Genomic DNA, 26,343 nt, shown 5'->3' with positions numbered 1-26,343 from the left:
CCGCGGTTATCCGGCCGCGCGCCGGTGCAGACCAGCCGATCCCGCGGAACCATCCCGGCGAACAAGTGGCGGTATCTGCGCTTCGTTTTCAGTCCACGGCGCCGAACCGAACGTCGCCACCATCGCGCTCAGTCTCTCGGCTTCCTGCCGCAAGGATCGGCTGGCTGCGCTCGATTGGCTGGCCATCGCCGCGTTCTGCTGGGTGACCGTATCGAGCTGGCGCACGCCGACATTCAGCTCGGTCAGGCCCTGGGCCTGGCCCTGCACCTCGGCGGCGATTTCGGACATCAACGCACCCAGCGAAAACACCTGCTCGAGCACCGATCCGATCGAACCGCCCGTGGCTTGAACAAGTTGGCTGCCCTGCTGCACCTGGTCGACGGTGGACTGGACCAGAGACTTGATCTCACGTGCCGAGTCAGACGCGCGATGGGCCAGGCCGCGCACTTCGGTCGCGACAACGGCAAACCCCTTGCCCGCATCTCCGGCGCGGGCGGCCTCGACACCGGCGTTCAGCGCAAGAAGATTGGTCTGGAACGCGATATCCTCGATAACCTCGACGATCCGGTAAATCTGGCCCGAGGCCGCCTGGATCTTGCCAATCGCATCGATGGCCTGTTCCAGACCCCGCCCGCTTTCCTCCGACAGCGCGCGGCTGGATTGCGCAAGCCCATCGGCCTCGGCGGCGCGATCGCTGATCTGTTTGCCGCCTGTGGTCAGCAGGTCCAATGCAGCGGCGGTTTCCTCCAGTGTGGCCGCCTGCGATTCGACCCGGCGCGACAGATCATCCGACATCGCCCCGATCTCTGCCGAGGCGTTGGTGACGTTGTCGGCGGCGCTGGCGATGTCCTGCACAGTTGCGGCCAGACTGTCGGCGACCGCGTTGAAGTTCGCGCGCAACGCCTCGTATTCCGCCGGAAAGACGACGTCGTCCCCCAGCCTGTGCGCCAGGTTCTTTGCGGCAAGCCGTTCGAGACCCTGGCTGAGAACCTGGACAACCGCTTCCTGGTCGGCCCGTTGGCGGCGCCGTTCGGCGGCTCCGTTTTCGGCTTCGAGCAGTTGCGCACGGAAACTGTCGACGCTGCGTGCGATGCTGCCGATCTCATCGCCGCGCTGCCCGTGCGGAACCGTCGCCGTCAGATCGCCGTCCTTGATTCGCGAAATCGAGGCATCCAGCGCCGTCAGGGGCCGCATCAGGTAACGGATCGCCGCCAGGATCGCCACGACGGCCAGCAGAACGCAGATCGCAACCGAAACAAGCGTGTTGAAGCGAAGCGTGGCAATCACCGAATCGATCTGCGAGCGTTCGACGCCGACGTAGAAGATGCCGATCGGCACGCCGGCCGAGTCGAGGATCGGCTGGTATTGCGTGAGGTAGGATTTACCCAGGATCACCGCCTCGCCCCGGTAGGTGCGTCGCTGCATCATCGCGGTGTGAACCGGGTTTTCCCGCCCGAGATACGTGCCCACGGCGCGGCTGCCGTCGGGTTTCTTGATGTTCGTCGAAAGACGGACGAAATCGCCGACCGCGTCGTCCCAGCCGAATATCGTGGCGGTTTCGCCGGAAATCTGTCCGACCCGGTCGATCAGGGAATGGTTCGACAGGTCGGGCAGGGCGGCCCAGGTCACTTCGGTGACGCGGTTGTCGGCGTCCGTTTTGACGGCAATCCCGCCATAGGCATCGCGGAACCGTTCGACCAGCACGCGCAGCGACGTGTCCTGACGCAACTGGGCCGCATCGAGAAGCGCACGATAGGCCGGCCCGGACATCGCGACGTACAAACCAGCCGATAGCAGGCAAAGCAACACCGTGCCACCGATCAACAACTGGCAGCGAAACGATTTGAGAAACGAGAACATCACGGACTCCTTGCACGGGACCTCGGAAATACAGCCCGACGATTGAAGAAATGGTTATCCGCCAAGTCTTCGACCGCGCAGTCCCATTCCGCCCGCGTGCCGCGGCCGTCGCGAGATGAAAAACGCTTGAACGCCCGGCGCCGCGGCAGTATACGGCCCCAGCCCGCTGGCCCAGCCTGTCGGGCCCGTTCATCTGTCGGGCGATCAGTCTTCGGCCCAGTCGCGGATAACGGCGAACCAAGAAACGGCGACGGAATCTCCTGCGGGCGCATATGCGGACCCGGCCGAAGACCAGGAGCTCTGCGGCGGCAAATCCCTTCACGGGTCAACCGTGAGCAGTTCAGGAGATGGTCAGATGGATCTGATCGCACAGCTCGAGGCAGAACAGATCGCCTCGCTCGGGAAGACCGTTCCCGATTTCAAGGCCGGCGACACCGTGCGCGTCGGCTACAAGGTGACCGAAGGCGCCCGTACCCGCGTCCAGAACTACGAAGGCGTCTGCATCGGCCGCAAGAACGGGTCGGGTATCGCCGGGTCGTTCACGGTGCGCAAGATTTCCTTCGGTGAAGGCGTGGAGCGGGTGTTTCCGCTGTATTCCACCAACATCGAATATATCGAGGTTGTCCGCCGCGGCCGCGTCCGCCGGGCCAAGCTCTACTACCTGCGTTCCCGCCGCGGCAAATCGGCCCGGATCGCGGAAGACGCAAACTACAAGCCGCTCAGCGGCGCCGACGCATAAGGAGAGACGAGATGAAAAAGGACATCCATCCCGATTACCACCTCGTCACCGTCAAGATGACCGACGGCACGACCTTCGAAACCCGCACCACCTGGGGCAAGGAAGGCGACACGCTGGTTCTGGATATCGACCCCACCGTGCATCCCGCGTGGACTGGCGGCGGCACACGCCTGATGGACCAGGGCGGCCGCGTGTCCAAGTTCAAGAAAAAATACGAAGGCCTGGGTTTCTGATCCACCTTCGATACCGTTCTGGCAGAGCCGCTCCATTCGGGGCGGCTTTTGTCTTTCGGTCGGATCGTGCGAATTGTCTTGATCGCCTTCACCACACGGTAAGCCACGCGCGCTAAGCCTTGCTCCGCCCGGCTGACCGGGCCGCTTCCAGAACGGAGGGCGGGCGTGCCGCGACTACGATATCTGCACCGGATGCTCCCGGCAGCTGTGCTGATCCTGACTGGCTGGGCCGTCTCCGCCGCGCCTCAGGCGCATCTGGTTCTCGATGTCCAGACCGGCGCGGTTCTGTCTGCGGACAATGCCGATACGCCGCTGCATCCCGCATCGCTGACAAAGATGATGACGCTTTACCTGGCTTTCGACGCGCTCAAGTCCGGCACCATCGCGGCCAACGATCCCGTCACCGTGTCGGCCAGCGCCGCAGCCAAGGGTGGATCGTCGCTGCATCTCAGGGACGGGGATCGCACGACGGTTCAAGCGTTGATCCTCGGCACCGCGATCCGGTCGGCCAACGATGCCGCCACTGCGCTGGCCGAGGCGATTGGCGGCACCGAAGCCGCGTTCGTCGCGCGCATGAACGACACCGCGCGGCGTCTGGGGCTGACCGCAACCCGGTTCCGCAACCCGCATGGCCTGACCGCTTCGGGGCATCTCTCGACCGCGCGTGACATGGCCGAACTCGGCCGCCGCCTGGCGATGGACCATCCGGAGTTCTTTTCCCTGTTCCGCCAGCGCACCGCCCGGATCGGCACGCGTGAAATCGCCCACACCAACCGCCGGTTCCTCGGCGCATATGACGGTGCCGACGGGATCAAGACGGGATATACCCGCGCCGCCGGATACAACCTGACCGCTTCGGCGCGACGCAGCGGGCGGCACCTGATCGTCACGGTCTTCGGCGCAACCTCGTCGGCGGAACGCACCGAGACCGTCGCGCGCCTGATGGATCGCGGCTTTTCCATGACGCCCGACACGGACACGGCGCCGCTTCGATCCCGGCCCACGCGCCCGGAAACCGCCTTCATCGCCGGGCTGTTTCCCGAACCCGGCACCAGCGGACCGCAAGCGGTGCGCAAGCCGCGACCTGCCATGCCGGGTGCGATCCTGCTGCGGCAGGCCGCCCCGCCAGCCGGCAACCCCAAGATGAAACATGCCGCCGGGGCGGTTTCTCTGGGTGGTTTGAGGGTCAGACAAGGCCTGATACCGGCCGCGTCGGCGCTGCAATAGAAACCGAGCGCCGACCGGCGTCACGTTCGTCCGCGACGCCGGCAGCACCCCTGCGAAATCCGGTCGCAGGCAGCGGAAATGCTGCATTTGCAACATATCTTTGGACCAAGCCGAGAGAGAGGTTTGACCCATGGACACGCTGCTGTTGTCCCGCATTCAGTTCGGAGCGAACATTTCGTTCCACATCCTGTTTCCGACGATCACCATCGCCCTGGGATGGGTGTTGCTGTTCTTCAAGCTGCGCTGGCAGGCAACAGGCGCAGCAAAATGGATGGATGCCTACCGTTTCTGGGTCAAGGTCTTTGCCCTGTCCTTCGCCATGGGCGTGGTCAGCGGCATCACGATGTCGTTCCAGTTCGGCACCAACTGGCCGGGCTTCATGGAAAGCGTGGGCAACATCGCCGGACCGCTGCTGGCCTACGAGGTGATGACTGCCTTCTTCCTCGAGGCTGTGTTTCTGGGCATCATGCTGTTCGGCATGTCGCGGGTGCCGTCCTGGCTGCATACGCTGTCCACTTTCCTGGTCGCCTTCGGCACGACCATGTCGGCCTTCTGGATCCTGGTGCTGAATTCGTGGATGCACACGCCCGCGGGGTTCGAAATGCGCGACGGCGTCGCGTTCGCTACCGATTGGTGGGCGATCATCTTCAACCCGTCGATGCCCTACCGCCTTGTGCACATGCTTCTGGCCTCGGGCCTGACCGTCGCCTTCCTGATCGCCGGGCTCAGCGCCTTCCGCCTGCTGATCGGCGACCGGTCGGACGCCGTGCGCGCGACCCTGCGCACCGGCCTGGTCATGGGTGCGCTGCTGATCCCGGTACAGATCGTCGCTGGCGATTTCCACGGCCTCAACACGCTGGAACACCAGCCGCAGAAGGTTGCCGCGATGGAAGGCAACTGGGAAACGCGCGGCAACGTTCCGCTGCTGCTGTTCGCCCTGCCCGACGAGGAAGCGCGCGAGAACCGCTTCGAGATCGGCATCCCCAACGGCGCCTCGCTGATCCTGAAACACAAGGCCGATGGCGTGGTGCCCGGCCTCAACGACTTCGTCGCCGAAGATGGCAGCGTGACCCATCCGCCCGTCGCGCCGGTCTTCTTCAGCTTCCGGATCATGGTCGGCACCGGCATGGCGATGCTGCTGCTCAGCTGGGCCGCGGTCGCGCTGATGTGGCGTCGCGGCGGCGTCCAGCACCTGCCCAAGCCGCTGTTGCTGGCGCTCGTTCCGATGGCGTTTTCGGGCTGGGTGGCAACGCTCGCCGGATGGTACACGACGGAAATCGGCCGTCAGCCCTGGCTGGTGCAGGGCGTTCTGACCACCGAACAGGCCGTGGCCGCCGTGCCCGCACCGATGGTGCTGACCACGCTGATCGCCTACCTGGCCATCTATGCCCTGTTGCTGTTCGCCTACGTGTCGGTTCTGTTCTACCTTGCCCGCAAGGCGGCGCGCGGCGAAGACATCGCGCCGCGGACCGCACTGTCCGGCCAGGCACCCGTCGCCGTGGCGGCGGAGTAGACCGATGGAGCTGTTCGGCGATCCCGGCACCTGGCTGCCGCTGACCTTTGCTGCCCTGATGGGCCTGTCGATCCTGATCTACGTCGTCCTCGACGGCTTCGACCTTGGTGTCGGGGTGCTGTTCCCCTTCGCCGAAGAGGCCGAAAAGGACCGCATGATCGCCTCGATCGGTCCGTTTTGGGACGCCAACGAAACCTGGTTGGTGTTGGCCATCGGAATCCTTCTGGTGGCCTTTCCCACCGCCCACGGCGCGATCCTGACGGCGCTCTACCTGCCCGTCGCGGTGATGCTGATCGGACTGATCCTGCGCGGTGTCGCCTTCGAGTTTCGGGTCAAGGCGCCCGCGCCCTGGAAGGACAGCTGGAATCGTGCCTTCTTTGCCGGGTCGCTGATGACCTCGCTCAGCCAGGGTTACATGCTGGGGCTCTACATCATGGGGCTGCAGGTGACGTGGTTCACGTTGGGCTTCGCCGCCATCACCGCGGTCTTCCTGACCGTCGCCTACAGCTTCATCGGCGCGACATGGCTGATCCTGAAGACCGACAAGGCGCTGCAGCGCAAGGCGGTGGGCTGGGCAAAGGGCGGCATCTGGGGTGTCGTGCTGGGCCTTGGCGCGGTGTCTGTCGCCTCGCCCTTCGTCAGCCCGCGGATCTTCGACAAATGGTTTTCCGTACCCGAGATTTTCCTGCTGGCGCCGCTGCCCCTGATCTCGGCCGCTCTGGTGGCGCTTCTGGCCTACGCCCTGCGCCACCTGCCGACCAAGGACGACGGCTGGGCCTGGTTCCCGTTCGTCGCCACGATCACCCTGTTCGTGCTGGGCTTCTTCGGCATGGCTTACAGCTTTTATCCCTACGTGGTCCCGGAACAACTGACGATCTACGAAGCGGCATCGGCACCGGAAAGCCTGTTCATCATCCTGATCGGCACGCTGTTCGTGCTGCCCATGATCATGGGCTACACGGTTTTGTCCTACGTGATCTTCCGCGGCAAGGCGACGCTGCTGAGCTACGAGTGAGACTGGCCACTTCACAAATTCAATAAAAAGAATATATCTGTCCCGACAGAACAGAATTGGGGCAGATCATGCAACGGCTCGCGCGTTTCTTTCCGATCCTTCAATGGGGCAAGAGCTATACGTGGGATACGGCCATGTCCGATGGCATGGCGGCGCTGATCGTCACGATCATGCTGATCCCGCAATCGCTGGCCTACGCGCTGCTGGCAGGTCTGCCACCCGAAATGGGGCTCTACGCGTCGATCCTGCCGCTGGTGGCCTACGCGATCTTCGGCACTTCGCGCGCGCTGGCCGTCGGGCCTGTAGCCGTGGTGTCGCTGATGACCGCCGCCGCCATCGGCAAGCTGGGTCTGACCGATCCCGCCCAGATCGCGCTGGCCGCAGGCACGCTGGCGCTGTTGTCGGGCGCGATCCTGCTGGCGATGGGGATCCTGCGGCTGGGACAATTGGCGAATTTCCTCAGCCATCCGGTGATCGCCGGCTTCATCACCGCATCGGGCCTGCTGATCGCCGCCTCGCAGCTGCGCCACATCTTCGGCGTCGACGCGCATGGTCACACGTTGGTGGACATCGCCACCACGCTGGTCGCGCATCTGCCGGACACCAACCCGATCACGCTGGCACTGGGTGCCGCAACGCTGGCTTTCCTGTTCTGGGTCCGCAAGGGGCTGAAACCGGCGCTGTTGTCGCTGGGCCTGCGCCCGCGCCTCGCCGATCTGCTGGCCAAGGCCGGGCCGGTCGCCGCCGTCGCCGCCACCGCCCTGACCGCTTATGCGCTGGATCTCGGCGCATCGGGCGTCGCACTCGTGGGTGCCGTGCCTTCGGGGCTGCCGCCACTGACCCTGCCCAGCCTCGATCCCATGCTCTGGCAGCAACTGTTCCTGTCTGCGCTGCTGATCTCGATCATCGGGTTCGTCGAATCCGTGTCGGTCGCGCAGACGCTGGCCGCCAAGAAACGCCAGCGCATCGATCCCGATCAGGAACTGATCGGCCTTGGCGCGTCGAACGCGGCAGCGGCGTTGTCGGGCGGCTATCCGGTGACCGGCGGTTTCGCCCGGTCGGTGGTCAATTTCGACGCCGGGGCGGAAACCCCGGCGGCCGGCGCCCTCACCGCCATCGGCATCGCGCTGGCCGCGTTGTTCCTGACGCCGCTGCTGACCTATCTGCCGACCGCGACACTGGCCGCCACGATCATCGTCGCAGTGCTCAGCCTGGTCGATTTCTCGATCCTGGGGCGGGCCTGGAGCTATTCCAAGATCGATTTTTCTGCTGTGGCCGCGACCATCGTCCTGACCCTGGGTTTCGGCGTCGAAGTTGGCGTATCGGCCGGCGTGCTGTTGTCGATCGCCCTGCATCTGTACAAGACATCCCGCCCGCATGTCGCCGAGGTCGGCCTTGTCCCGGGCACGCAGCACTTCCGCAACATCCTGAGGCACAAGGTCGACACCCGGCCGCACCTGGTGACCCTGCGGGTCGACGAAAGCCTGTATTTCGCCAATGCCCGCTTTCTTGAAGACCTGGTTCTGAACCGCGTGGCAAAGGACAAGGCGCTGCGCCACGTCGTGCTGATGTTCCCGGCGGTGAACGAGGTCGACATGAGCGCACTGGAAACGCTCGAGGAAATCAATCGCCGCCTCGATGACTTGGGTATTCGGCTACATCTGAGCGAGGTCAAGGGTCCGGTGATGGACCGCTTGAAACGCTCGCATTTCCTGGATGCGCTGACTGGCAAGGTGTTCCTGTCGCAATACGACGCCTGGCGCGCGCTAGAGGGCGGCGCGACCGCGGGGCCCGATCAGAAAGGCCTCGCCGCGCAGTAACAGGACCGGATAGATCGGCCTTCCGTAGCCTGCACCGCCATCGACGTTGATACGGTTGCCGCAGTGTTCGGGAATATCCGCCGGCGTGTGGCCGTGGATCACCAATCGACCATGATCGCGCGGGTCGTCCAGGAAATCGCGGCGGATCCAGATCAGGTCCTCCGGATCCTGATCGTCCAGCGCGATCCCGGGGCGAATTCCGGCATGAACGAACACATGGGCATCCGTGACATGCATCCGCGGACGCGCGTCGAGCCACATGACGTGATCCACCGGAACCCGATCGCGCGCCTCTGTCCGGATGTCATCAAGCGGCCGGTCGGCGTTCGGGTCGATGCCGTAGCTCGCCAGGGTTTGCATCCCGCCCATCGCCTTGCTCAACCAGCGTCGCGCGATCGTCTGCGTCGCGTCGTCTTCGGCCTCGGACACGAAGAGCGGCAGCAGCGTGTCGTGATTGCCCTGAAGACAAATCCAGTCGGTGTCCTCCGGAGCGCCGCGCATCAGCCTTTCCACCACCGCGCGGCTATCCGGCCCCCGGTCGATGTAGTCGCCGATGAAAACGATCGGCGCGCCGGCCTCTGGATCGGCCGCGATCCAGTCCAGCGCCTGGACCAGATAGCGATACTGACCGTGCACGTCCCCGATGGCAAAGATCGCGTCATTCATTGTGCAACCTGAGATCCCACCATGCGTGCCGCGGGCACGTCGAGACAGCGCGTTGCGTTATGGACCTTGTCACGCAACCAGCGATGCGCCGGGCTGGTCGTGGCGCGCTTGTGCCACACCATGCTGATCACCGCGGGGTCGATCGGAACCGGCGGCAACAGGATGTCCAGACCCACACGCGCCCCGACCCTTTCAGCCAACTGCCGCGGGATCAAGGCGATAGTGTCGCTGCCCGCGACGGTGTTGTAGACGCCGGAAAACACCGGAAGCGTCATCACCACCCGCCGCGCGCGTCCGACGCGCGACAGCGCCGCGTCGCCCGGCCCCTCCAGCTTGCCTTCGGGTGAAAACAGCACATGCCCGAGGTCGCAGAACAGATCCAACGGCATCACGTCGCCCGCAGTGATGCGCGCAGCGCGCAGCCGCGGGTGGCCCCGCCGCGCGATCACGACAAAACTGGACTGGAACAGCACATGGCTGTCGACCCAGGCAGGCAAAACCGTTTGCGGCAGCAAGGCCAGGTCGATCTGGTGCCTTTCCAGCGTTTCGACGAAGTTTTCCGGCACCAGGTCGACCAGTTGCACGCGGATGCCCGGCGCTTCGCGCGCGACATCGGCGGCCAGCGCGGGCATCAGCATCTCGGCAAAGAAATCGCTGCCCGCAATGCGAAACCGGTCCTGCGCGTTGGCGGCATCGAAATGGCCGGTGCCGCACAGCATCCGTTCGGCATCATCCAGCAGCAAGCGCAACGGAACCTGCAGTCTCAACGCGTTTTCGGTGGGCACGATGCGACGCCCGTGCCGCACGAACAACGGATCGCCAAGTGACAGGCGCAACCGCGCAAGCGCCGAAGACACGGCGGGCTGCGAAAGCCCCAGCTTGCGCGCAGCCTGCGTCGTCGAATGCGTCGTCAACAGCGCATCCAGAACGCGAAGGAGGTTGAGATCGAAGGTTTTGAAATTCATCAACGTAATTCCGAAGATAACAACAATCGATTTTTCATATTCTATCGCACTTGTCTCTCGCGACAATCGGCGGCGACCCACGGCCCGGCTTCGACTTGGCAATCGCCCGCGCCTGTAACTGCGATGTGCTGCGACGCCGAGGCCGCACCACCGCGACAAAAGCATCGCGAAACCGGCTGAGCAGTCCAGCGGTCAGATGTGTCATCCGACACGGCGCCCGACGCTGGGTAGAGACAGGGCCGGATCAACTTGTGACGACAGAAAGGAAAGAGATATGAAGGGGTTGGCCTGCCGGCCAGTGGTGTTCGGGCTTTGTTGCCGCGACACTCCCCGGGCATGGAAACCCGCCTAGCACCGATGCGTTTCAGCGCGCACAGCGGTCCTGTCGCAGGTTTCCGCGTCATCGTGAAACCGATCTCGGGCCGGACAACACGCTGGCCAAGGCCGGATCGGTCATCGCTCCGACGCCGATGGTGGTCTTCCCGGCGCTGCGGCTGAACAACACACCAGCGGATGACGAACCGCCGCCCTCGCCCGGGCGGCGGCCGATTTACCGGTTTCGCTCAGGCGACGTCGAATTCCAGCGACTTGACCTGCTGGAACAGCCCCGTCGCCCTGAGCGCATCCAGCGCCTTGCCCGGCACCGGTTCGTCGACGTAAAGCAGCGCGATGGCCTCGCCCTTGGCGGCGGTCCGGCCCAAGGTGAAGTTGGCGATATTGACGCCGTTGGCACCCATCGTCTGACCCAGGGCGCCGATGATGCCCGGCACGTCCTCGTTGGTGGTGTAGACCATGTGCCGCCCGACCTCGGCATCGATATTGATGCCCTTGATCTGGATAAAGCGCGGTTTGCCGTCGCTGAACACCGTCCCGGCGATCGACCGCTCGCGCTTGCCCGTGACAACCGTCACCTTGATATAGCCCTCGAACGCGCCCGATTGCGCCTGGTTCGTGGTCGAGATCTTGATCCCGCGCTCCTTGGCGATCAGCGGCGCCGAGACCATGTTCACGTCCGGGTTCACCTGTTTCATGATCCCGGCGATCAGCGAACAGTTCAGCGCCGCCAGGTTCATTTCGGCGGCGTAGCCATCATAAAGGATGTTGATCGCCTTGATCGGCTCGTCCGTCATCTGGCCGATGAACGCACCCAGGTAATCCGCCAGCTTGATCCAGGGGCCCATGATCTTGGCCTCTTCGGCGGTGACCGACGGCATGTTCAGCGCGTTCTGCACGGCGCCGGTCAGCAGGTAATCGGCCATCTGCTCGGCCACCTGCAGCGCGACGTTTTCCTGCGCCTCGGTGGTGGCGGCACCCAGATGCGGCGTGCAGACCACGTTGGGCAGGTTGAACAGCGGGTTTTCCTTGGCCGGTTCTACGGAAAACACGTCGAAGGCCGCACCGGCGACATGGCCGGATTTCAGCAGTTCGGCCAGTGCCGCTTCGTCCACCAGACCGCCGCGGGCGCAGTTGATGATGCGCACGCCCTTCTTGGTCTTGGCCAGGTTCTCGGCCGACAGGATGTTGCGGGTCTGGTCGGTCAGCGGTACGTGCAGCGTGATGAAATCGGCGCGCTTCAACAGATCGTCCAGTTCGACCTTCTCGACCTGCATCTGCTGGGCCTTCTCCTCACCCAGGAACGGGTCGTAGGCGATGACCTTCATCTTCAGCCCGCGCGCCCGGTCGCAGACGATGCCGCCGATATTGCCGGCCCCGATCACGCCCAGGGTCTTGCCGGTCAGCTCGACCCCCATGAACTTGGACTTCTCCCATTTCCCGGCATGGGTCGACACGCTGGCTTCGGGGATTTGGCGGGCGACGGCGAACATCATCGCGATGGCATGTTCGGCGGTGGTGATCATGTTGCCGAACGGCGTGTTCATCACGATCACGCCTTTCTTGGATGCCGCTTCCTTGTCGATGTTGTCGGTGCCGATCCCGGCGCGGCCGATGACCTTGAGGTTGTCCGCCCTCTCGAGGATCGTCGGCGTGACCTTGGTGGCCGAGCGGATCGCCAGCCCGTCATACCGGCCGATGATCTCGGCCAGCTTTTCCTTGTCCTTGCCCAGTTCGGGCATGAAATCCACATCGATCCCGCGATCGCGGAAGATCTGCACGGCAGCTTCGGAGAGTTCGTCGGAGATGAGTACCTTGGGGGCCATGTCGGTGGTCCTTTGATTTTGCGGGGTAAGGCGGGGTAAACCCCGCCCTACGCGTGTGGGTGAAGGTGGGTGTAGGGCGGGGTTCACCCCGCCTATCGGCTCAGGCGGCTTTGGTCTGCGCCTCGATCTCGGTGGCGAAAGCCCATTCCAGCCAAGGCAGCATCGCCGCGATATCGGCGGTTTCCACCGTGCCGCCGCACCAGATCCGCAGGCCCGGAGGCGCGTCGCGATAGGCCCCCACGTCCAGCGCAACGCCTTCGGCTTCCAACCGCTTGGCCACGGCCTTGGCAAAGGCCGCGCCATCGTGGATGCGCGGATCGGTGAATTTCAGGCAGACGCTGGTATTCGACACCGTTGCCGGGTCCTGCGCCAGGAAATCGATCCAGTCGTGCAGCTCGACGAAATCGGCGATGGCCTTGGTGTTGGCATTTGCCCGGGCGATCAGCCCTTGCAGCCCGCCGACCGAACGCGCCCAATCCAGCGCCACCAGGTAATCCTCGACCGCCAGCATCGACGGCGTGTTGATCGTCTCGCCGACGAAGATGCCCTCGATCAGCTTGCCGCCCTTGGTCAGGCGGAAGATCTTGGGCAGCGGCCAGGCCGGGGTATAGCTTTCCAGACGTTCGACAGCGCGGGGGGACAGCACCAGCATGCCATGCGCCGCCTCGCCGCCCAGCACCTTCTGCCAGGAGAATGTGGTCACATCCAGCTTGTCCCAAGGCAGGTCCATCGCAAAGGCGGCGCTGGTGGCGTCGCAGATGGTCAGCCCGGCCCGGTCGGCCGGAATCGCGTCGCCGTTGGGCACCCGCACACCAGACGTCGTGCCGTTCCAGGTGAACACCACGTCGGTGTCGAAATCCACGGATGCCAGGTCGACGATATCGCCGTAGTCGGCGGTCTTGACCTCGGCGTCGATTTTAAGCTGCTTGACCACATCGGTCACCCAGCCCGCGCCAAAGCTTTCCCAGGCCAGCATCGTCGCCTTGCGCGCGCCCAGCAGCGACCACATCGCCATTTCAACGGCGCCGGTATCCGACGCGGGCACGATGCCGATGCGGTAATCGTCGGGGATGCCCAGGATCTCGCGCGTGCCGTCGATCGCGGCCTTCAGCCTGGCCTTGCCCACGGCGGCGCGATGCGATCTGCCCAGCGGCGCGTCGGCGAGTTTTTCCAGCGAAAAGGTGGGGATCTTGGCGCAGGGGCCAGAGGAGAACCGCGGATTGGCCGGCCGCGTCGTGGGTTTGCGCACGACATCGTGCGACACCGGTTTGGTCATAGCCATCATGCTACCCTTCCAGATAAGCGCCCCTCGTTGGGGAGGGGTGTCCCGCCGACGGAATTACGCGGATCGCTGCGGTGCCGCAAGTCGGAAACAGTGGCTAATGCGCCGCATTTCTGCAGCAATCGGGCCGGTTTGACGCGGATCGGAAACGCTCGGCGCGGCGCGGCGCTTGATTTCGCCCACAAAGGGCGCAACTCTGATTGCATGAACAGCCTCACGCCTTTCCCGCAACGGCACCAGGCGGACAGGGTCGCCTTTCACCGGACGGAACTTTCGGTGATTCTGTCGCTCTACGGGCGGATGGTGGCGGCGGGCGAATGGCGCGACTACGGCATCTCCAGCCTGCGCGACGTGGCGGTGTTCTCGGTCTTTCGCCGCACCGCCGAAAACCCGCTCTACCGGATCGAGAAACGGCCCAAGCTGCGCAACCGGCAGGGCGAATACGCGGTCGTCGGCATGGATGGGCAAGTGCTCAAGCGTGGGCATGACCTGCGCACCGTGCTGCGGGTGCTGGAACGCAAGCTGATCCGGGCGGTCGAGTAATCCGTCCCGAAACGCGCCGAAACGGGACGGATTGGTCAGCCCGGTTGCGGCAACATCGCGCAGAGCATCTCGAACAGGATCGACACCGCCAGGAAGGCCGTGCCGCCGCTGGCGTCGAAGGGCGGCGAGACCTCGACCAGGTCGGCACCGACGATGTTCAGCCCGCAAAGCTCCCGGCAGACCTGCAGCGCCTGAAAGCTGTTCGGCCCGCCGACCTCGGGCGTGCCCGTGCCCGGCGCGAAGGTCGGATCGACGAAATCGATGTCATAGCTGACATAGGTCGGCTGCCGGCCCACGATCTCGCGCGCCTCTTTCATCACATCGGCGACGCCACGGTCAAAGAATTCCTCGATGGTGACGATGCGGATGCCGGTCGCGGCGGCGAAATCGCGGTCTTCGGCGTCATACATCGTGCCTCGGATGCCGATCTGGACCACCCGCCCGGGATCGAGCAGCCCCTCTTCGACCGCGCGCCGGAAGGGTGTGCCGTGGGTGTACATCGTGCCGCCGAAATAGGAATGGAACAGATCGGTATGGCTGTCGAAATGCACCATGCCCAGCGGACCGTCCTTGGCCAGCGCGCGCAGAACCGGCAGCGACGTCAGGTGATCGCCGCCGGCGGTCAGCGGCCGGATGCCCGCCCCGACCAGCCGGTCGTAGAACGCGGTGATGCGCTGCATCGAGTCCCCGATATCGGCAGGGTTCGGGCCGACATCGCCCAGATCGGCACAGCGCGCGGTCTCGAAAGGGCGCAGGCCGCTGACCGGATGCTGGGCGCGGATCATGGTGGACGCGTCGCGCAGCTGGCGCGGTCCGTGGCGCGGGCCGGGACGATTGGTGGTGCCGCTGTCCCAGGGCACGCCGAGAAGGCCGATCTCGACCTCGGCAAAGCGCGGGTGGTCCGGCGGGACATGCGGCAATCGCATGAAGGTCGGCACCCCGGCGAAGCGCGGCAGCTCGAACCCCGAGACGGGGTGGAAGAAGGGATCGGACATGGCGTGCTCCCGTTGGCCGGTGTTTCGGGGGCGCTGCCCCCGTCCGCGCGGGGCGCGCGGACTCCCCCGGAGTTTTCCTGGCAAGATGAAGGGACGAGACGGCGCTCAGGTCAAGCGGGCGTGGCGGGTGACCGGCCCGTCGCCCTGCGCGGCGATCCGGGCGATGGCATCGGCGATGGGTTCGCAGGCGACGGCCATGTGATGTGCGTTGGCGTGGATCAGCGTATCGGGATCGGCCACCCAGGCGACATGGCCCTTCCAGAACAGCAGATCGCCGCGTTGGGGCGGCGTGCCATGCGGCAGGGTTTCGCCCAGAATGTCCTGTTGCAGGTCGCTGTCGCCGGGCGCGTCCCGGCCGGCATGCATCAGCGCGTTCTTGACCAGGCCGGAACAATCGATGCCAAAGCAGGAATTGCCGCCCCACAGATACGGCGTTCCGAGATACAGCGCGGCGATGGCGACCGGGTCGGGATCGGGGTGCTGAACGAGATGGGCGGTCGGCACCCAGCCAAGCTCGGTCTCGGTGAACCGACCCCGACTTTCACCGCAGGCCAGAATGCAAAGATGCGGCAGCGCCAGGCGATCGGGAGATTTGAAATCGGGCTGTGCATAGGCATGGGTCTGCCGCGACGTGACGAGATCCGTAGGTTCGCCCCGGTCCGATGCCGGTGCGAGGGCGGTCACATCGACCCAGCCGACATAGTCGGCGGGCGCGCACAGTCCGAAAGCCTGGCCGTCTCGGGTCTCGAGCAATTCGAAGGGCATCCCGTAGAGCAGTTGCCGGTCCCGACGCCCACCCGGGGCAAGCGACAGGTCGATGACGGGCCGGGCGACATAGCACATGTCGGGTTCGACCGGCAGGCGATCCGGGAAACGGTCGGCGAGCCAGTCGGCGACGACCCGGTCGTTGACCGGCGTGCGCCGGGGGTCGAAGCTCACAGGTTGAGCGCCTGGGGCAGCGCACCGAGGATCGCACGCGGCCCCTGCAGGAACCCGCCCTTGGACCGGCCCGGCGCGGCGGTCGGCTGCCAGGCGTAGATGTCGAAATGTGCGTATTTCGCGCTGGTCTCGACGAAGCGGCGCAGGAACAGCGCGGCGGTGATCGATCCGGCCATGCCGCCAGATGGCGCGTTGTCCAGATCGGCGATGCCGGGCTCGATCAGCGCTTCGTAGGGTTCCCAGAAGGGCAAGCGCCAGACCGGATCGGCCATCCGGCGGCCGGCCTGCTCGATCTCGATCGCCAGGGTGTCGTCATCCGTGAAGAATGGCGCGAGATCCGGCCCGACGGCGACCCGCGCCGCGCCGGTCAGGGTGGCCATCGAGATCAGAAGATCGGGCGTTTCCTCGTCCGCCAGCGCAAGCGCATCGGCCAGCACCAGCCGACCCTCGGCGTCGGTGTTGTTGATCTCGACCGTCAGGCCCTTGCGCGAGCGCAGGATATCCTGAGGCCGGAAACTGTTGCCCGAGACGCTGTTTTCCACCGCCGGGATCAGCACCCGCAACCGCAGCTGAAGGCCGAGCGCCATGATCATCCGCGCCAGTCCCAGCACGTTCGCCGCTCCGCCCATGTCCTTCTTCATCAGCCCCATCGAGGAGACGGGCTTGAGGTTCAGCCCGCCGGTATCGAAACACACACCCTTTCCGACCAGCGTGAGTTTCGGCCCCAGTTCACCCCAACGCATGTCGATCAGGCGCGGCGCCTGCGCCGCGGCGCGTCCGACGGCATGGATCAGCGGAAAATTCGCGGCCAGCAGATCGTCACCGCGCGTGACGGACACGTCGGCGCCGAATTCCGCACCGAGCTTGATCGCCGCGTCCTCGAGCGCTTCGGGGCCCATATCGTTGGCCGGCGTGTTGACCAGATCACGCGTCAGCGCCTCGGATCGGGCCAGGATTTCGACCTGCGCGGCGTCGATACCGTCGGGCGCGACCAGACCGGCGCGCTTTGGCGTGTTGTCGCGATAGCGCGAAAAGCCGTATCCGGACAGCAGCCATCCCAGGGCTTCGTTGGCGAGCATGTCATCGGGCACGCCAAGCGCGATCCGGTAGGTGCCCGGCGCCAACTGCGTCGCAGCGCCGGCGAGCGGAAATCGCTGCCGCGCCCGCTGCGCCGCCGTTCCGTAGCCGGCCAGCGCCGCCCTGGGCACGCCGTCAGGCCCCGGGATCATGAGCGTCGTTCCAAGCGCCCCCGTGAAGCCGTTGCTTTCAACGCAGCGGCGGGTGGCGTCGTCCTGCTGCGCGGCCCAAAGCGCGACCTCTTCGCTTTCGAGGACATAGAGCGGCCGTGCCTCGGCTTTGGGATCGGCGAAGGTGAACGGCATGAAACTTCCTTTCGGGGTCTTCTGCCGCCGACAGTATCGGGCGGACCAGCCGCCGCAAGCCTTATAAACCGGATAGGTCCTGAAGATCGCACAACGCATGCAGCGCGCTTTCGCCCGATCGGGCGAGACGGGCCAGCGTCGCGGCCTCGGCGACCGGATCGTCGTCGTCGATGCAGCGCACGACGTCGCGTGCAACCGCGGCCACGCCCGTCATGCCCAACTGGTCGGCGATGGCCCCGAGCGCCCGCAAGCCCTTGCGCAGCTCGACGCGCTGACCCTTGCGGGCCAGGGTTTCGACCTGGCACAGACGATGGGCCATTTCCTCCATCGCGCGGCAGATCAGGTCTTCGGCGGCATGCGGTCCCAGATCGCCGCACAGTGCCTGCAGTTGGCCCGGGTCCATGCGCGGCCGTTCGGCCGGTGCCAGAAAAGTTACGCGGATCACAAGTCACCCCAAAGTCTACGCCCCCATTGACGCGGAAATTGCGCGGCAAGGGGTTCCGATTTGGTTAGGGCTGCCCGGTCTTTTCTCTCGAATTTCCCGACAATTCCCGATACTCGGGCAGGAAAAGACCGACGAGGACCAAACCGTGACCACAATCCGCCCCCTGCCCGCCTATCTGGTCCAGCGCTATCAGGGTTGGAAGGCCACGACCTATGCCGACAACCAGGCCTGGTTCCGGCGGCTGGCGAACGAAGGCCAGCGCCCGCGTGCCATGGTCATCGCCTGTTGCGACAGCCGGGTTCACGTCACGTCCATCTTCGGCGCGGAACAGGGCGAGTTCTTCATCCACCGCAACATCGCCAACCTGGTGCCGCCCTACGCGCCCGACGGCGACTATCACGGCACTTCGGCCGCGGTGGAATACGCGGTGACGGCGCTGAAGGTCGCGCATCTGGTCGTGGTCGGGCATTCGCAATGCGGCGGCGTGCAAGGCTGCCTGGACATGTGCCAGGGCCGCGCGCCCGAGCTCGAGAAGAAGACCAGCTTCGTCGGGCGATGGATGGACATCCTGCGCCCCGCGATCGACAAGATCGCCGACCTGCCCGCCGAACGGCAGGCCGCTGCGCTGGAACGCGAGGCGGTGCTGATCTCGATCGAGAACCTGATGACCTTTCCGTTCATCCGGGACGCCGTCGACCGTCACGAATTGACGCTGCACGGTCTGTGGATGGATATCGGCGAGGGCGAACTTGAAGCCTGGGACCCCGATCACGGGCGTTTTGCCGCGATCTGACCCGTCCGCGAACGGTTTTCGCGGTTGACGGCGCCCGGCGCGGTGGTGTTCTTCGCCGGACCGGAAAACACGGGACGATCGTCATGCTGGACCTTGCGCTGAACAACCTTCTGTCGCCCATCGTTCTGTCCTTTCTGCTGGGGCTTGGTGCCGCGCTGGCGCGATCCGACCTGTCGGTGCCCGAAGCCGTGGCCAAAGGCATTTCGATCTATCTGCTGTTCGCCATCGGCTTCAAAGGCGGCGTCAGCGTCGCCGATAACGGGTTCGACCTGCGGCTGGGGGCAACGCTGCTGGCCGGCGTGGCGCTGTCCTTTGCACTGCCGCTGCTGGCCTTCTTGCTGTTGCGTTTGCTGTCCGGCATCAGCCGCGTCGATGCCGCCGCGGTGGCGGGGCACTACGGTTCGATCTCGATCGTGACCTTCGTTGCGGCCACGTCGATCCTGTCCGATGCCGGGATCGCCGCCGAGGGCTATATGGTCGCCGTCGCCGCGGCGATGGAAGCACCCGCCATTCTGACCGCATTGTGGCTGATCGCGCGCGGATCGGGCGAAACCCGGGTCGAAGGCGACTTGTGGCGGGAAATCCTGTTGAACGGATCCATCGTGCTGCTTTTGGGCGCATTCGCCATCGGCATCCTGACCGGCGCCGACGGGCTAGCGCGGATCGAAAGCTTTATCGTCAGCCCGTTCCAGGGCGTGTTGTGCCTGTTCCTGCTGGACATGGGCCTGGTCGCGGGGCGCGGTCTGCGCAGTGGCGCCAAGGTGCTGGACAGCGGCGCGATCGCGTTCGGTGTCGTGATGCCGGTCTGCGGGGCCGCCGCCGGCCTGCTTGCCGCGCTGGTCCTGGGGCTGTCGCCGGGCGGCGCCATGCTGCTGATGACCCTGTCCGCGTCGGCGTCCTATATCGCGGTTCCCGCCGCGATGCGGGTCGCGGTTCCGCAAGCGAACCCTGCGATCTACCTGACCCTGTCGCTGGCCGTGACCTTTCCCTTCAACCTGACCATTGGTCTGCCGCTTTACCTGTCGGTGGCGCAGACCGTCACCGGAGGCTGATCCATGCAGATGCATGCCGCAAAACGCGTCGCGATCATCATCGAAACCGTGATGCAGAAACGCCTGACCCAGGCCCTGTCTTCGGCCGGCGTTTCGGGCTGGACGATCCTGCCGGTTCTGGGCGGTTCGGGCCGGTCCGGAGAATGGAGCCGCGAAGGCCAGGTGGGTCGCGGAACGGGACTGGTCCAGGTCGTGTGCGTGGTGTCGCCGGACAAGCTGGACAAACTGCTCGAGTCGGCCTTTGCCGTGGTCGAACCGCAGATCGGCATCGTGACCGTCACGGATTGCGAAGTCCTGCGCGCCGAACGGTTCTGAACCACTCAGGCCAGGTCGCCCGATACCCCGCCCGAATGCGCGCGGATCTGCGGCCGCCCGATGCGCGCGGAAATCTCGCGCAGCGGCACGCCGAGGCTGCGGGCGGTACACAGGGTTTCGCCGCTTTCGAGATTGGTCAGCACCAGGTGCCCGACCCGGAAAGCAAGGCCAAAGCCCTTTTCCTGAAGGCGATCCGCGATGTCGTCCCAACTGCGTCCGGTTTCCAGGATCGGCGCCAGGAAACTGCGCAGCAGGGCAAGTGTCTCGCAATCCAGCGGCGCGGGCTTGCCGTCGTGCGACACGGTGGGACTTTGTGTCGGAACCTGCATGACACGATACTCCTTACCAATCCCGGCAGTCTATCCGCGCAACACGGCCAAAATGGGGCTGTGGTATGTAAAGACTTGGTTTTTTCAACGAATCCAGAGGCATAGAAAAGGGCCGGCTCCAAAGGAACCGGCCCGCAAATCGCGAACGTGAAACTCGAGACCCGGTATTCGGGCGGCGCTCAGGCCGCGTGGGAGGCCGGTGGCTGACCGAAGTCCGCACGCATGAACAAAGGCATGCGCACCGGCCGTGCGCGGCGATCCTGCTGCAAGACACGCAACGCCAAAAGACGGCGGGCGCGGGCGATATCTGTCAAGTTCTCGGTCACTGCTCTCACTCCTCGAAGGGCTTTGCTGTTCTTTTGTCGCCATTTTCGGCTGACGTAAGGACAGGCTGCCAGTGGAAGACGGCGGAATGTTGGCAGTGCAAGGACAATCCAGCGACGATTTGTGGATTGTCCCGAACAAAAAAAGGGCGCGCCGGAAAGTACCCCGCGCGCCCTTCAGGCGTATTGGTCGGCGTCAGCCCTTGCGCAGCGCCTTCTGGCCCAGAACCTCGGCGATCTGCACCGCATTCAGCGCCGCGCCCTTGCGCAGGTTGTCGGACACGCACCACAGGTTCAGACCGTTTTCCACCGTGCTGTCCTGGCGGATGCGGCTGATGAACGTGGCATAATCTCCGACGCATTCGATCGGCGTCACGTATCCGCCGTTTTCGCGCTTGTCGATCACCATGATGCCCGGCGCTTCGCGCAGGATATCGCGCGCCTCGTCCTCGTCCAGGAAATCCTCGAACTCGATGTTGATCGATTCAGAATGCCCGACGAAAACCGGAACGCGCACGCAGGTCGCCGTCAGCTTGATGGCCGGATCGAGGATCTTCTTGGTCTCGGCGACCATCTTCCATTCCTCCTTTGTCGAGCCGTCTTCCATGAAGACGTCGATATGGGGAATGACGTTGAAGGCGATCTGTTTCTGGAATTTCTTCGGCTTGACGTCGTCTGTCGGGTTGTAGACCGCCTTGGTCTGGTCCCACAGCTCGTCCATGCCTTCCTTGCCGGCGCCCGACACCGACTGGTAGGTCGACACCACGACGCGCTTGATCCGGGCGCGGTCGTGCAACGGCTTGAGCGCCACCACCATCTGCGCGGTCGAGCAATTGGGGTTCGCGATGATGTTGCGCTTCTGGTAGCCCAGCACCGCGTCGGCATTGACTTCGGGCACCACCAGCGGGACGTCCGGGTCGTAGCGGTAGAGCGAGGAATTGTCGATCACCACGCAGCCGGCGTTCGCCGCCTTGGGGGCGTATTTCTTGGTGGCCTCGGATCCCACGGCGAACAGCGCGATGTCCCAGCCGGTAAAGTCGAAGGTGTCCAGGTCCTGGGTCTTGAGAGTCTTGTCGCCAAAGCTGACCTCGGACCCCAGCGACCGGCGCGAGGCAAGCGCGGCGATTTCGTCGACGGGAAATTCCCGTTCGGCGAGGATGTTCAGCATTTCGCGGCCCACATTGCCCGTGGCGCCGGCAACAACGATCCTGTAGCCCATCCGGCTCTCCTTCATGCATTGCCCCGGACGACCGTGGCGGGGCTGGCGCGCTCCTTATCGCAGGGGGACGGCCGGGGGAAGAGCGTTAACGTCACGCCGTGCGCGCACACGGGATTCGATACCGTTTCGCTTTGGTCACACAAAACACGGGCTGTATCCGAGCGATTCGGGGGGAAATCGTTAATTTTTCTGGTTTTCTTCGATCCAGGGCCAGCTTGGCGGCACGGTAGAAATCGACTTTCGGTGGAAACCCGCCATTTTTCGCATGTGCAGAAACACGGCCCTTGTGTGACCGTGCGTCGCGCGCTTAGAACCGGTATGCTACGCGTGACAATGGTTTCTATTCAAATTGGTGGCACAACCAAATACAACCGGAACCGCCCGACAGCCCGTCGGCGAAACCGGCCCCAAAAGTCAAGGTCGGGGGATGACGACAGTGTTCTACGAATTAGTGACGTCGTTGTCGCGCCACCAGAAGCAGGCCGTTTTTTCCGTTTTCGACGCCATCGCGATCGTCGCCGCGCTGATCGCCGCGCTGGCTCTGGAAGCGTCGGTTCGCGCGGATGCGCAAACGCTGATCGATCTCGCGCCCCTGTTCGTGGCGATGGTGGTCGGCGGCACCTTGACCAGCTGGTGGCTGGGCCTTCCCCGTATCAAGCTGAATGCCTACGAGACCCGCGGCATCGTCCGCACCGCGGCTTTCGCCGCGACCACAGGCTTGGTCGGCGCCATTCCGTCCGGCGCGGTTGGTCTGGCCCTGCCCGGCGGAATCTTCTTCATCTTCTCGCTGGTGCTGCTGTTCTTCAGCGCGACATGGCGCATCGCCTTGCGGCAGATGACGATCCGGATCTATCGACGCGGTCAGTCCCGGATGCGGGTTCTGGTCTATGGGGCGGGACAGACAGGGCAGCAGTTGATCGCCGCCTTGCGCCATGATGACGCCATTCAGCCGGTGGCCTTCGTCGACGACAACCCGACCCTGCAGAGCCTTGTCGTGTCGGGCCTGCGGGTCTATGCGCCGTCGCGCATCAAGGACCTTGTCGTGGAAAAGCAGATCGACCGGGTGATCCTGGCGATGCCGTCGATCAGTCAGCCGGCGCTGGCTCGGATCGCGCACCGTCTGCGCAGCATTGGTTGCGAAGTGCACGCCTTGCCGTCCTTCGCCGAACTGATCGGCGAGGGCGAGTTGAAGAAACGCGTGGCGCCAGTTTCGCTGGACGACCTGCTGGGGCGGAACCGGCTGGAACGCGATCTGCCATCGGTCAGCCATGCCTATTCGGGACGGCGCATCATGATCACCGGCGCCGGCGGGTCTATCGGCTCGGAGCTGTGCCGCCAACTGATCGCCTGCAGACCCGAACGGCTGGTTCTCGTCGACCACTCGGAACTGGCGCTTTACAACATCCACAAGGAAATGTGCGACATCAGCGAAGGCATCGCGCTGGTTCCGGTGCTCGGATCGGTCCTGAACGAGGCGCAGATGCGCAACGCGCTGAACGATCACGGGGTCGAGGTCGTTCTGCACGCGGCAGCCTACAAGCACCTGCCGCTGGTCGAGGACAACCCGATCGAGGGATTGCGCAACAACGTCTTCGGGACAAAGGTGATGGCCGACGTCGCCCGCGATGCCGGGGTCGAGCGGTTCATCCTGGTCAGTTCGGACAAGGCCGTGCGGCCGACGAACGTGATGGGTGCATCCAAGCGGCTGGCCGAACTGGTGGTGCAGGACCTGGCCACGCGCGCTTCGGGCACGCGGTTCTCGATGGTGCGTTTCGGCAACGTGCTCGGATCATCCGGATCGGTCATTCCGCTTTTCGAGGAACAGATCGCCCGCGGCGGTCCCGTGACCCTGACCGACCCCCAGGTCACCCGTTACTTCATGACGATCTCGGAAGCCGCCCGGCTGGTGCTGCTGGCCGGTTCTTTCGCGCGCGGCGGGGATCTTTTCGTGCTCGACATGGGCGACCCGGTACCGATCCGCAATCTGGCCCGACAGATGATCGAAGGCGCCGGTTACACCGTCAAGGACGAAGACCACCCCGACGGCGATATCGAAATCCAGATTACCGGTCTGCGGCGCGGCGAAAAACTGCACGAGGAATTGCTGATCTCGCCCGACATGCTGACCACGCCGCATACCAAGATCCTGCGCGCACAGGAAAGTTCGCTGTCCGAGATCGAAGTTGCGACCGCCTTGAAGGACCTTCGGCGCGCGGTCGAGGCCCTGGATGAAAACAGCGCCCGCGCCATCATCGCCCGCTGGGTCGAAACCGACGATCGCGCGACGGCCGCCGGATCGGCGCAATCGGGCTGATCGGACGATCCCGGGAAGTCCGGGGGCCGCCGCCTTTTCCACCTGTGCAAGGCCGCCACCGGCTGCCGCGACGCTTCGAAGCGAGCCAGAACCGGCTTTTCAGACAACGCATCAACCCGACGTCGGCATCGCGCAGCGACTGTGACCCCGGCAATCGGTTTTCTGCCGGAAGCGGATAGGGAAACCGCCCGCGACACAAGCCCCGTGCGGATCGCGCGGCCCCGATGGCAGGACAGTCTGCCCCGCCGCACGGTCCGCGCCATGCACAGCCCCACCCTGGCCCGGAGGATCGCCGTTGCCGGCGGCAGGGTGCGCCCCTGCAGACCGGTCGGCCGGTTCGCCTGATTTCAGCGCCCGGGAATGTCGTCGCGCGCCGGAGCCGGATCCCAGTTTTCGATGATTTCGGCCGCTTCGTCGGCGGTTTCGACAAAGCGGAAAAGATCGAGATCCTCGGGGCTGATCGTGCCCGCGTCGCGCAGCGCATCCCAGTTGATGATCCGTTCCCAGAATTCCCGACCGAACAGCAGAAAAGGCACGCGCCGCATCCGCCCGGTCTGGATCAGGGTCAGCGACTCGAAAAGCTCGTCCATCGTGCCGAACCCGCCGGGGAATACGCAGATCGCCCGGGCACGCATCAGGAAATGCATCTTGCGGATCGCGAAGTAGTGAAAGTTGAAGGCAAGGTCGGGTGTGACGAACTCGTTCGGTGCCTGTTCATGCGGCAGAACGATGTTCAACCCGATCGACACGCCGCCCTGTTCCTGCGCACCGCGGTTTCCGGCCTCCATCACGCCCGGCCCGCCGCCGGTCACCACGACGAAGTCACGGTTGCCGGACGCCAGCGACTTGCGCGTCATCAGTCCCGCGAATTTCCGCGCTTCGTCGTAGAAATGGGACAGTTCCGCCAACGTCCTGGTTCGTGCCTTGTCCTTGTGCGCGGGCGCCGGGATGCGTGCACCCCCGAACAGCACGACGGTCGACGCGATCTGGTGTTCGTCCAGCAGCATATCGAACTTGAGCAATTCCAGTTGCAGGCGAACGGGACGCAATTCGTCGCGGCACAGGAAATCGGCATCGGCAAAGGCCAGCCGGTAGGACGGGTTTGTCGTCTGCGGGGTTTGCGGGACATGCGCGGCGGTGTCACGGTCGGTATGCGCGTCGCGAAACGCCGAACGGCGGTCGTCTTTCATGGGGCCTCCTTCGGGGGGCAGCTTGTTCGTCTTTCCGCCTGTCTATAGCCTGCGGCAGCCACCCACCAGCAGGGGAACGCACATGGTCACGAAATCCGACATCCGCGCCGCCGCCGACCGCATCGCGGGCCATGTCGTGCGCACCCCGGTGCTGATGTCGGCCGGGCTCTGGGACCGCCCCGTCGCGCTCAAGCTGGAGCAGTTGCAGGTGACCGGCAGCTTCAAGCCCCGCGGCGCGTTCAACACGCTTTTGTCTTGCAAGGTGCCCGACGCCGGCGTGGTGGCGGCCTCGGGTGGCAATCACGGCGCGGCCGTGGCGCATGCGGCCCGCGCGCTTGGCCACCGGGCACGGATCTTTGTGCCCGAGATCGCCGGGCCGTCCAAGATCGCCCTGATCGAACGCAGCGGCGCCGAGCTGACCGTGGTTCCGGGCGAATACGCCGATGCCGCGCAGATGGCGGCACGGCTGGCCGAGGAACAGGGCGCGCTGCAGATCCACGCCTATGACGCCCCCGCCACGATCGCCGGACAGGGTACCGTGATGGCGGAATGGGAAGCGCAGGGACTGACTGCCGACACCGTGCTGATCGCCGTCGGCGGTGGCGGGCTGATCGCCGGCGCGCTGGCATGGCTGCAAACGGCGCGCAAGGTCGTGGCGGTCGAACCCGGCACCTGCAACACCTTGGGCCGCGCGCTGACGGCAGGCGAACCGGTCGATGTGCCGGTCTCCGGCGTCGCCGCCAACGCGCTTGGCGCGCGGCGGATCGGGCAGGCCTGTTTCGACCTGGCCCGGGCGCAGGATATCGCGGTGGTCACCGTGACCGATCCGGCCATCATCGAGGCGCAGCGCGCGCTATGGCAGTCACACCGGCTGCTTGTCGAGCCCGCAGGGGCCTGCGCGCTCGCCGCGCTTCTGTCGGGAGCCTACCGCCCCGAGCCGGGCGAGAGCGTCGCCGTTCTGGTCTGCGGCGGCAATATCGCGCCCGACCCGGCGTTCGATTGATTGCGCCGCCCCATGGGCCGGT

General features: G+C 65.0%; 24 protein-coding genes. 12 read left to right on the top strand and 12 right to left on the bottom strand.

Features of this window, described 5'->3' with window-relative positions; genetic code table 11:
• Positions 1-6: 6 nt before the first annotated feature.
• Entirely contained in the window at positions 7-1,860 is a 1,854-nt protein-coding gene (locus KUH32_RS08000; protein ID WP_217777510.1) for a methyl-accepting chemotaxis protein, read from the bottom strand.
• A 355-nt stretch (positions 1,861-2,215) separates the two neighbouring features.
• Here KUH32_RS08000 and rplS point away from each other — a divergent pair, with 355 nt between their 5' ends.
• The 6 genes from rplS to KUH32_RS07970 all read left to right on the top strand — a co-directional run bounded on the left by rplS (position 2,216) and on the right by KUH32_RS07970 (position 8,407).
• A complete protein-coding gene (rplS, locus tag KUH32_RS07995) occupies positions 2,216-2,599 on the top strand; it encodes a 50S ribosomal protein L19 (protein ID WP_217777509.1) in 384 nt (127 codons plus the stop codon).
• Between the two features lie 11 nt (positions 2,600-2,610).
• On the top strand, positions 2,611-2,832 hold the full coding sequence (gene rpmE / locus KUH32_RS07990) for a 50S ribosomal protein L31 (RefSeq protein ID WP_217777508.1): 222 nt from the start codon (positions 2,611-2,613) through the stop codon (positions 2,830-2,832).
• A gap of 165 nt (positions 2,833-2,997) precedes the next feature.
• Positions 2,998-4,059, top strand: coding sequence for a D-alanyl-D-alanine carboxypeptidase family protein (locus tag KUH32_RS07985; RefSeq protein ID WP_217777507.1), 1,062 nt, complete (start codon positions 2,998-3,000; stop codon positions 4,057-4,059).
• 130 nt (positions 4,060-4,189) lie between these two features.
• Complete coding sequence (locus KUH32_RS07980) at positions 4,190-5,572, top strand: cytochrome ubiquinol oxidase subunit I (RefSeq protein ID WP_217777506.1); 1,383 nt, start codon at positions 4,190-4,192, stop codon at positions 5,570-5,572.
• Positions 5,573-5,576: 4 nt separating this feature from the next.
• A complete protein-coding gene (locus KUH32_RS07975; protein WP_217777505.1) occupies positions 5,577-6,587 on the top strand; it encodes a cytochrome d ubiquinol oxidase subunit II in 1,011 nt (336 codons plus the stop codon).
• A 68-nt stretch (positions 6,588-6,655) separates the two neighbouring features.
• Positions 6,656-8,407, top strand: coding sequence for a SulP family inorganic anion transporter (locus KUH32_RS07970; protein ID WP_217777504.1), 1,752 nt, complete (start codon positions 6,656-6,658; stop codon positions 8,405-8,407).
• Here KUH32_RS07970 and KUH32_RS07965 read toward each other — a convergent pair.
• The 4 genes from KUH32_RS07965 to KUH32_RS07950 form a co-directional block, all read right to left on the bottom strand.
• Entirely contained in the window at positions 8,354-9,073 is a 720-nt protein-coding gene (locus KUH32_RS07965; RefSeq protein ID WP_217777503.1) for a metallophosphoesterase, read from the bottom strand. The genes KUH32_RS07970 and KUH32_RS07965 overlap by 54 nt on opposite strands.
• Positions 9,070-10,038, bottom strand: coding sequence for a LysR family transcriptional regulator (locus KUH32_RS07960; protein WP_217777502.1), 969 nt, complete (start codon positions 10,036-10,038; stop codon positions 9,070-9,072). The genes KUH32_RS07965 and KUH32_RS07960 overlap by 4 nt, the downstream gene beginning before the upstream one ends.
• Positions 10,039-10,601: 563 nt before the next feature.
• Complete coding sequence (gene serA / locus KUH32_RS07955) at positions 10,602-12,197, bottom strand: phosphoglycerate dehydrogenase (protein WP_217777501.1); 1,596 nt, start codon at positions 12,195-12,197, stop codon at positions 10,602-10,604.
• Positions 12,198-12,297: 100 nt separating this feature from the next.
• Complete coding sequence (locus tag KUH32_RS07950) at positions 12,298-13,479, bottom strand: phosphoserine transaminase (protein WP_217777500.1); 1,182 nt, start codon at positions 13,477-13,479, stop codon at positions 12,298-12,300.
• Positions 13,480-13,683: 204 nt separating this feature from the next.
• Here KUH32_RS07950 and KUH32_RS07945 point away from each other — a divergent pair, with 204 nt between their 5' ends.
• Positions 13,684-14,022: a DUF2794 domain-containing protein gene (locus KUH32_RS07945; RefSeq protein WP_217777499.1), complete on the top strand. Its 339-nt coding sequence runs from the start codon at positions 13,684-13,686 to the stop codon at positions 14,020-14,022.
• Between the two features lie 35 nt (positions 14,023-14,057).
• Here the strand turns inward: KUH32_RS07945 and speB are convergent, their stop codons facing one another.
• The 4 genes from speB to KUH32_RS07925 all read right to left on the bottom strand — a co-directional run bounded on the left by speB (position 14,058) and on the right by KUH32_RS07925 (position 17,741).
• Positions 14,058-15,017 (bottom strand): agmatinase, encoded by a 960-nt coding sequence (gene speB / locus KUH32_RS07940; RefSeq protein ID WP_217777498.1) that lies wholly within the window; start codon positions 15,015-15,017, stop codon positions 14,058-14,060.
• 105 nt (positions 15,018-15,122) lie between these two features.
• Positions 15,123-15,956: a C40 family peptidase gene (locus KUH32_RS07935; RefSeq protein WP_348541097.1), complete on the bottom strand. Its 834-nt coding sequence runs from the start codon at positions 15,954-15,956 to the stop codon at positions 15,123-15,125.
• Complete coding sequence (locus tag KUH32_RS07930; protein WP_217777497.1) at positions 15,953-17,338, bottom strand: leucyl aminopeptidase family protein; 1,386 nt, start codon at positions 17,336-17,338, stop codon at positions 15,953-15,955. The genes KUH32_RS07935 and KUH32_RS07930 overlap by 4 nt, the downstream gene beginning before the upstream one ends.
• A gap of 61 nt (positions 17,339-17,399) precedes the next feature.
• Positions 17,400-17,741, bottom strand: a complete 342-nt coding sequence (locus KUH32_RS07925; RefSeq protein WP_217777496.1) for a hypothetical protein — start codon at positions 17,739-17,741, stop codon at positions 17,400-17,402.
• A 187-nt stretch (positions 17,742-17,928) separates the two neighbouring features.
• Here KUH32_RS07925 and KUH32_RS07920 point away from each other — a divergent pair, with 187 nt between their 5' ends.
• The 3 genes from KUH32_RS07920 (at position 17,929) to KUH32_RS07910 (ending at position 19,943) form a co-directional block, all read left to right on the top strand.
• Positions 17,929-18,576, top strand: coding sequence for a carbonic anhydrase (locus KUH32_RS07920; RefSeq protein ID WP_217777495.1), 648 nt, complete (start codon positions 17,929-17,931; stop codon positions 18,574-18,576).
• Positions 18,577-18,659: 83 nt separating this feature from the next.
• Complete coding sequence (locus KUH32_RS07915) at positions 18,660-19,628, top strand: sodium-dependent bicarbonate transport family permease (RefSeq protein WP_217777494.1); 969 nt, start codon at positions 18,660-18,662, stop codon at positions 19,626-19,628.
• A gap of 3 nt (positions 19,629-19,631) precedes the next feature.
• Positions 19,632-19,943, top strand: coding sequence for a P-II family nitrogen regulator (locus tag KUH32_RS07910; RefSeq protein WP_217777493.1), 312 nt, complete (start codon positions 19,632-19,634; stop codon positions 19,941-19,943).
• A 5-nt stretch (positions 19,944-19,948) separates the two neighbouring features.
• Here KUH32_RS07910 and KUH32_RS07905 read toward each other — a convergent pair whose 3' ends face one another.
• The gene (locus tag KUH32_RS07905; RefSeq protein ID WP_217777492.1) at positions 19,949-20,272 is read right to left on the bottom strand and encodes a hypothetical protein; all 324 of its coding nucleotides are present in this window, start codon (positions 20,270-20,272) and stop codon (positions 19,949-19,951) included.
• 519 nt (positions 20,273-20,791) lie between these two features.
• Positions 20,792-21,814 (bottom strand): aspartate-semialdehyde dehydrogenase, encoded by a 1,023-nt coding sequence (locus KUH32_RS07900; protein ID WP_217777491.1) that lies wholly within the window; start codon positions 21,812-21,814, stop codon positions 20,792-20,794.
• A 427-nt stretch (positions 21,815-22,241) separates the two neighbouring features.
• On the opposite strand from KUH32_RS07900, the gene KUH32_RS07895 reads away from it, so the two are divergent.
• Positions 22,242-24,128 (top strand): nucleoside-diphosphate sugar epimerase/dehydratase, encoded by a 1,887-nt coding sequence (locus KUH32_RS07895; RefSeq protein ID WP_217777490.1) that lies wholly within the window; start codon positions 22,242-22,244, stop codon positions 24,126-24,128.
• Between the two features lie 347 nt (positions 24,129-24,475).
• On the opposite strand, the gene KUH32_RS07890 is transcribed toward KUH32_RS07895, so the two are convergent.
• Positions 24,476-25,318, bottom strand: a complete 843-nt coding sequence (locus KUH32_RS07890) for an LOG family protein (RefSeq protein ID WP_217777489.1) — start codon at positions 25,316-25,318, stop codon at positions 24,476-24,478.
• Between the two features lie 82 nt (positions 25,319-25,400).
• On the opposite strand from KUH32_RS07890, the gene KUH32_RS07885 reads away from it, so the two are divergent.
• Positions 25,401-26,321: a threonine/serine dehydratase gene (locus KUH32_RS07885; RefSeq protein WP_217777488.1), complete on the top strand. Its 921-nt coding sequence runs from the start codon at positions 25,401-25,403 to the stop codon at positions 26,319-26,321.
• The last annotated feature ends 22 nt before the right edge of the window (positions 26,322-26,343 follow it).

It is taken from the genome of Thalassococcus arenae, assembly GCF_019104745.1.
Lineage (GTDB): Bacteria > Pseudomonadota > Alphaproteobacteria > Rhodobacterales > Rhodobacteraceae > Thalassococcus_B > Thalassococcus_B arenae.
The sequence above is the reverse complement of the archived record's forward strand: the minus strand, read 5'-3'. Positions and strand labels throughout refer to the sequence as shown.